The 7,016-nt window shown below is 69.6% G+C and carries 7 protein-coding genes; 1 reads left to right on the top strand and 6 read right to left on the bottom strand.

Going from position 1 to position 7,016, the window contains the following annotated elements:
* Positions 1–169 precede the first annotated feature (169 nt).
* Complete coding sequence (locus VNG13_13780; protein HVA61586.1) at positions 170–568, top strand: hypothetical protein; 399 nt, start codon at positions 170–172, stop codon at positions 566–568.
* 36 nt (positions 569–604) lie between these two features.
* Here the strand turns inward: VNG13_13780 and VNG13_13785 are convergent, their stop codons facing one another.
* From VNG13_13785 to VNG13_13810, 6 genes are all read right to left on the bottom strand, one after another.
* Positions 605–1,423, bottom strand: coding sequence for a hypothetical protein (locus VNG13_13785; protein ID HVA61587.1), 819 nt, complete (start codon positions 1,421–1,423; stop codon positions 605–607).
* 2 nt (positions 1,424–1,425) lie between these two features.
* The gene (locus VNG13_13790; GenBank protein HVA61588.1) at positions 1,426–2,364 is read right to left on the bottom strand and encodes an ATP-binding cassette domain-containing protein; all 939 of its coding nucleotides are present in this window, start codon (positions 2,362–2,364) and stop codon (positions 1,426–1,428) included.
* Positions 2,365–2,410: 46 nt separating this feature from the next.
* A complete protein-coding gene (locus VNG13_13795; GenBank protein HVA61589.1) occupies positions 2,411–3,250 on the bottom strand; it encodes an exodeoxyribonuclease III in 840 nt (279 codons plus the stop codon).
* 345 nt (positions 3,251–3,595) lie between these two features.
* Positions 3,596–4,033, bottom strand: coding sequence for a hypothetical protein (locus tag VNG13_13800; GenBank protein ID HVA61590.1), 438 nt, complete (start codon positions 4,031–4,033; stop codon positions 3,596–3,598).
* Between the two features lie 353 nt (positions 4,034–4,386).
* Positions 4,387–5,103: a methyltransferase domain-containing protein gene (locus tag VNG13_13805; GenBank protein ID HVA61591.1), complete on the bottom strand. Its 717-nt coding sequence runs from the start codon at positions 5,101–5,103 to the stop codon at positions 4,387–4,389.
* Between the two features lie 189 nt (positions 5,104–5,292).
* Positions 5,293–5,979, bottom strand: a complete 687-nt coding sequence (locus VNG13_13810) for a response regulator transcription factor (GenBank protein HVA61592.1) — start codon at positions 5,977–5,979, stop codon at positions 5,293–5,295.
* Positions 5,980–7,016: the final 1,037 nt, after the last annotated feature.

Consider the following 7,016-nt stretch of genomic DNA (forward strand, 5'->3'; position numbering starts at 1 on the left):
CTGGTTCAACTTCCGCAGGCTCCACGGGGAGATCGGGCTCGTCCCGCCAGTCGAGTACGAAACCACCCACCGAAGCAACACCCTCACCGGAGCAACCGCTCAGGGTGAGTTGGAAGCCTCCATCAAACCCGGTACTTGACAGGCTGCCGGGCCGGCCAAGGTCGCCGACATGCGACGCCGCTCCAACCCGCTCGCCCGGTTCAACACAAAGTTCGGCCTGCTGATCACGGTCGCGGTCGGCAGCATGTGGTGCGCCTACCTGTTCACCCTGATCGCCCTGGTCAGCCTGCCGGCGGCGCTCAAGACCCACGACAAGATCGTCATCGTGTCCTGGATCGCGCAGACGTTCCTCCAACTCGTCCTGCTGCCGATCATCATCGTCGGTCAGAACGTGCAGGCGGCCGCGTCGGACAAGCGTGCCGAGGACACCTACAACGACGCCGACGCGGTGCTGCACACCGCGCTGGAGATCCAGAAGCATCTGGAGGCGCAGGACGCGGCGCTGATGGCGCTCGCCGAGAAGGCCGGCGTCACCCTCGCCCCCTACACGCCGCCGTCGCCGGCATAGCCGGGCTCAGGCGGGCTTAGCCGGGCTCAGCTGGGCTCAGGCGTCGCGGCGGTTCAGCAGGTAGGCACCGAGCAGCAGCGTGAGCGCGGCCCAGCCGCAGAACACCGCGAACCCGGTCCACGGCGCCAGCCCGTCGGCACCGAAGCCGTGCGTGCGGGGGTGGGTGGCGAACATCGCCATCCCGGCGTCGCTCGGGAGGAACTTGCTGACGTCGACGTCCCACGGACTCGGCAGCGCGGCGGCGACGCCGGGCAGCACGAGCAGCATCCCGAACAGCGCCGCGATCGCGCCGGCGGTGTGCCGGATCATCGTGCCGAGCCCGAGGGCGAACAGGCCCAGCACGGTCAGGTAGAGCACGCCGCCGATGACCGCGCGGAACACCCCGGGATCGCCGAGGGTGACCCCCGCCTGCTTCGTGTGGAAGATCGCCTGGCCGATGAAGAAGGCCGGGAACACCGCGAGCGCGGCGACGACGAAGCTCACCGCGGCGAACACGATCGCCTTCGCGACGAGCACCGCGGTGCGCTGCGGAACGGCGGCGAAGGTGCTGCGGATCATCCCGGTGCTGAATTCGGCGGTTATCACGAGCACGCCGAGCACGCCGAACGCGAGCTGGGCGAGCAGCACGCCGGACAGGCTCCGCCGGGCCGCGTCGAAGCCGAACGCGACCTCGTCCCAGTGGCTGACCGTGGCGAACGAGATCAGGCTGCCGACGACGACGGTGACGAACACGGCGGCGACGAGCGACCAGTAGGTCGAGCGGACCGTGCGCAGCTTGGTCAGCTCAGAGCGCAGCACCAGCCCGAAGGCGGTGCGCTGCCGCTCGGGAGCCTCGACGTAGCTGGCGGCAACCATGTTCAGGCCTCCTGGCCGACGGGCGCCCCGGCGGGCGCCCCGGCGTGGAAGTCGACGGCGTCCTGGGTGAGCTCCATGAATGCGGCCTCCAGCGAGGCCTCCTGGAGCAGCAGCTCGTGCACGGTCAGCCCGTTTCGAGCGGCGATGTCGCCGACCCCGGCGCAGTCCAGGCCGATCACCTGAAGTGCGCCGTCGGGCATCACGGTCGCGTTCGCTCCGGCGGCCGCCAGGGCCGCGGTCAGCTCGGCGGCCTGCGGCGAGCGGACCCGCACGTAGTTCTGCCCGCTGGAGCGGATGAACTCCTCGACCGCGGCGCTGGCGATCAGCCGGCCGCGGCCGACGACGACTAGGTGGTCGGCGGTGACCGCCATCTCGCTCATCAGGTGGCTCGAGACAAAAACGGCCCGACCCTCCGCGGCCAACCCCTTGAGCAGGTTGCGGACCCAGCGGATCCCCTCCGGGTCGAGCCCGTTGATCGGCTCGTCGAACATCAGGATGCCGGGGTTGCCGAGCAGGGCGGCAGCGATCCCGAGCCGCTGCCCCATCCCGAGCGAGTAGCCGCCGACCCGCTTGCCGGCGACCTGGGACAACCCGACGAGCTCGAGCACCTCGCCGATCCGGCTGCGCGGGATGCCGTTGCTCTGGGCCAGGCAGAGCAGGTGGTTGTAGGCGCTGCGCCCGCCGTGGATCGCCCGGGCCTCGAGCAGCGCGCCGACCTCGTGCAGCGGATGACGATGCTCCCGGTAGGGCTTGCCGTTGACTGTGACGGTGCCGGCGTTCGGCTCATCCAGGCCGAGCACGAGTCGCATCGTGGTCGACTTGCCGGCCCCGTTCGGGCCGAGGAACCCGGTGACCCGGCCGGGCAGCACGTCGAAGGACAGGTCATCGACGGCGATCGTGGTTCCGTAGCGCTTGGTCAGCCCGCGCGCCTCGATCTTCACCGGGCGAGCCTCGCACAGCCCCCAGGCAAAGTCCCGGAGCCCCCGGTCAACGCAACGCCTCCGCGGCGAGGTCGACGACCACCGGGGCGTGGTCGGAGGGGCCGGTGCCCTTGCGCGCGTCGCGGTCGACGTAGGCGTCCCGGACCGCGGCGGCAACCGTTCCGGTCGCGTAGACCAGGTCGATCCGCATCCCCATGTTTTTGTGGAACATCCCGGCCCGGTAGTCCCAGTAGGTGTAGGGCCGGTCGTACTTCAGCGGCCGGGGCAGGACGTCGCTGAACCCGAGCGCCCGCAGCGCTTCGAGCTCGCTCCGTTCGGCCGGGGTGACGTGGGTCGAGCCGACGAAGGCAGCCGGGTCCCAGACGTCGTCGTCGGTTGGGGCGATGTTGAAGTCGCCGGCGAGCACCACCGCCGGGTGGGCCGCGAGCTCCGGCGCGAGCGCGGCCCGCAGGGCGCCCAGCCAGGCCAGCTTGTACGGAAAGTGCGGGCTGTCCAGCGCCCGCCCGTTCGGCACGTACACCGACCACACCCGCAACGGGCCGCAGGTGGCGCCGACCGCCCGGGCCTCGAGCTCGGGCGCCACCTCGAACAACTGCCCCGGGTCGGTGTCGCCCGCCCCGGACCCGGCGTAGCCGGGCTGACCGGGGAAGCCGAGGGCGACCTCGGCGAGCCCGATCCGGGACAGCACCGCGACCCCGTTCCAGCGGCCGTACCCGTGCGCCGCGATCTGGTAGCCGAGCGCCTCGACGTCGGCGCCGGGGAACGCCTCCGCCGCGCACTTGGTCTCCTGGAGGCAGACCACGTCCGGCCGGGCCTCGTCCAGCCAGGACACCAGCCGGGGCAGCCGGGCGGTCACCGAGTTCACGTTCCAGGTGGCGAATCGCACCGCCCCATCCTCGGTTACCCGGCTCCCCGCCCCAAACCGAGGGCCCCGCCCCGGCGAGTGTGCAATTTCCGACACGACACGCCGAGGAGACCGTCGGAAATTGCACACTCGCGGTGGTCAGGCGGGCCGGGCCGCCGCCCGGGTACCCTTCCGCCCCGTGCACCCACGCGTAACTCAGCGGATTGCCCACGGCGGTACGAGGAGCGGCCGAGGCGCAAGGGCTCGTAGGTGCCCTGTCCTTCACCGGTTCGCGACCCGGATCCGGCGGAGCGCACAAGCGACGAGCCCCGCGCCGGGGGGTCCAGCGTGGGGCTCGTCAGCTTCGGTGGCGGACCACCGTCCTGCCTAGTTGCCTCCCCCGGCGTCGGCGCCGCCAGCGTCCTGGTGCCCGCCGGTGCTGTTCGCGTCAACGCCATTCGCGTCCTGGTGCCCGCCCGGGCCGTCGGCCTCGGCGGCGCCGGCCTTCTCGGTCCCGTCGGCCGTGCCCGGGTCGGCTCCGCCTGCGGTGCTACCGACGTTGGCGCCGTTGGCGTCCTGGTGTCCGCCAAGTGCATCAGCCTCAGCGGTCGTGGGCTCCGTAGTTTCGACGGTGTAGGCATGCGACATGGCGTGATGGGCGCTTGACTGGCTTGTGGTGGGGGTGCCACCGGCGGCGAATGCGACGGAGCTACCGGCCAGCCCGCCGGCGGCAAGCAACACCGCCATGCCCACGACGAGCTTGGCCTTGATGCTGCCCCGCTCGTCAGGTGCGTCTCGTTCCGGTCGTCGGGCACGGTCAGTCATGTGTCGTCCTTTCCCTAGTGGATGGAACTCCAATGTGGGTCCCGATCGATGTGAGGACGATGAGTGCCCGATATGGCAGCCCCATTTCTTGGGTGGGCAACGGCCGGATCAGCCTCGGCCGCGAGGAAGTCACCGCCCGCAGCGACAGCCTCACCGTTGGCGCGAACGTGGCCCAACCGCCAACGAGCGAAGGTCCAGCAAGGCTTGTATCGACAATCCCGCGGACACCTCCTGCGAGTGCCATCGAGACAACGCTCGAGGCGGAGGACGGCTCCGGCGGACGGCCCTCCGCAGACGATGGCTCGCACCCCGCTAGTTCCCCGGTCATCGTGCCCAGTGTCGCTGGAGCGCGGTCAGGCGGCGGTCGAGCCGGGCCCGCGGATACCGGTCACGACTCCGGCTTCGGCAACCACGGGCAGGAAGGTCACGTCGACGAATCCAGCATCCGCCAAGGCACGCACCCACGACTCCGGCGAGGCGGGATGTTCTTGGCCGACCCCGAAGCCGAACCGGGCAAGGTTTTTCACGATCCGCCACCATCCGCCGGGGCCTTTCACGAGTAGGGCCCGCAGCTTGACGGCGAGGATTTGCCGATCGCGGCGGCTCCCGCCGCGCCCAAACATCATGTCGGCGACGACCAGCCGGCCGCCCGGCCGCAGCCAGCGAGCTGCGCGGCCCATCAGCGCTCGCTTGTCGGCGTCGATGAGGTGGTGCAGCGCGTAGTTCGACACCAGGAGATCCACGCTGTTATCCGGCAGCGTCACCGCCATCAGGTCGGCCACTCGGCTCGACACGTTCTGGATTCCCCTACCGCGCACCGTGGCTTCGAGACCCGCGATCATCGCCGGGGAGATATCGACAGCCAGCACGGATGCCACCTCGGACGCAAGGGCCAGCGTGAGAAACCCGGTGCCCGCTCCGAGGTCGACACATACGTCCGAAGGCTGCGCATGGGCGGCCCGAAGGACCTCCTCAAGCACGGCCTGAAACCCGGCGGTCGAGCTCACGTGCTCGTGCCACCGACCCACACGTCGATTCCAGGTCCGCTCCAGCACGTTGGTCGCAGTCAAGATGGTCTCCTCGCTCGGTCCGCGAGTCCACGCTGACAGCCGGACGTGTGAACGCGATGGGGGCAACGTGTGAATTGCGGGGGGGACCTTCCCCGACACCGGCGGGGCGCAGGTCGAGCCGGCCGGGTCCCGGAGGTCCCCAATCGGAGGCACGGCGTACGAGCACACTCGACACGGTGACCAGTCGGCTCAGCCGGCACAGTCCCGAGGCTTGCCTAACCGGTAGCCTGCGCCCCGCACCGTCTCCAGGTCCTCGCGGCCGAACGGCCGGTCCAGCTTTCGGCGCAAATAGCCGACGTACTGATCGACGATGTTCGACGCGCCGTCATATGAGAAATCCCAGACATGTTCCAGGATGCGCGGTCGGGTGAGCACCTCACCGGGATGGCGCATAAATAGCTCTAGCAGCGCGAACTCTGTCGCCGACAGGTCGACCTGGACATCCCCGCGCCACGTTTGGCGGGTTGCCGGGTTTAGTCGCAGCGTTCCAACCTCGAGCAGGGTTGGTCGGACCGTTTGGCCTCGTCGGACGAGGGCCCTCAGCCTGGCAGCTAGTTCGACCAGACTGAAGGGCTTGGCCAAATAGTCGTCGGCACCGGCATCGAGTCCGCGCACCCGGTCCGCAACATCGCCGCGAGCGGTAAGCATGAGAACTGGTGACCAGCGTTCACGAATCCGCATTTCGCGGCAGACCGCGAAGCCGTCCATCCCGGGAAGCATGACGTCCAACACGACAGCGTCGTAATCAACTTCCCCGGCCAGCCACAACGCGTCCGTTCCGGTCGGGGCCACATCAACCGAGTAGCCCTCCTCCTCCAATCCACGGCGCAGAAGACCAGCCATCCGCGGCTCGTCCTCGGCTGCCAGCAGGCGCACCAATCCCTCCCTCAGGTTCCGGCTCGGTCGAGCCAACCGGACTTTTCCGTACTCCATGTTGCCAGTCGGCTGGCGCGTCGAGATGCTCCCAGATCCCTCACGGGGCGACCCGGCAGTGCAGCGCCCAGGCCGATAAGCGACCAGGGCCAAGGGCCATCACGACGAAGCGGCGCGGTAGCTCGCCGCCGCCGGGGGGCACCACCGCGGGGACGCCCCGTTGCCGCGGGGACACCCCTTTGCCACGATTGGCCCCGCGAGCCACGGCGACCGGACGGCCAGCCGGCGACGCGCCCCGCGTCCGCCGTCATTTCGCGAACGGCGGTGCGATCGGGATATCCCGGCCAGCGGCGCCCGACGGTCCAGCCATGATACCGATCTTCGTCAGCGCAGATGAGACGACCATGAGAAGCCTAAGTGCGGGTCGGCGATGAGGAGCTGTCCGTCATGGGTCATGCCGACCGCGGAGCGCCACACTTGGGACACCCCGCCCAGAGTGGCTCCCCACCGCGTCCAGTCGTCCACACCGGGAGCGAGTCGGCCGCTCGCGATTAGCGGCGGCAGGTTCTGTCGCAACGCCCACCCCCGCAGGCTCGTGAGGTCCCGGCCCCACGTCCCTGTCTGCAGCGAGTTGTCGGAGCGAGGGACAATAGTCCCAAGGCCGGGCTGAGGGGTGTCGTACACGTGCGCTCCGTCGACGCAAGCGGCGTAACCAGAGTTGCCCTTGAACCCACCGTTGAACGCGGCCAGCAAGGTCGGTTACGCGGTCCGCGGGATTACCCCGGATCCGTGCGCAACCGCCGGCTCCGCCGTACCCGGGACCAGGTACAACCGGGTCTTGGCGAGGTTAACCCGCAGCAGCCCAGCAAACCGATCCCGGCTGCCCGACAAGCGGCGGATAGTGTCTCGTGCCGGGTTTGATGGAGACGATCAAACCTGGAGGTTCAAGCATGGTGGCACTACGGAAGTACCCGGAGGAGCTTCGGGAGCGGGCGATACGGCTGACGTTGGACGCCCGGAAGGACCCTGCTGCTCGGGCG

The sequence above is a fragment of the Mycobacteriales bacterium genome (assembly GCA_035533475.1).
Classification (GTDB): domain Bacteria; phylum Actinomycetota; class Actinomycetes; order DATLTS01; family DATLTS01; genus DATLTS01.

What these genes read in the sequence shown, in the direction of transcription:
- VNG13_13800 (HVA61590.1), bottom strand. Translation starts at nt 4,033, where the DNA reads ATGACTGACCGTGCCCGACGACCGGAACGAGACGCACCTGACGAGCGG.
- VNG13_13780 (HVA61586.1), top strand. Translation starts at nt 170, where the DNA reads ATGCGACGCCGCTCCAACCCGCTCGCCCGGTTCAACACAAAGTTCGGC.
- VNG13_13785 (HVA61587.1), bottom strand. Translation starts at nt 1,423, where the DNA reads ATGGTTGCCGCCAGCTACGTCGAGGCTCCCGAGCGGCAGCGCACCGCC.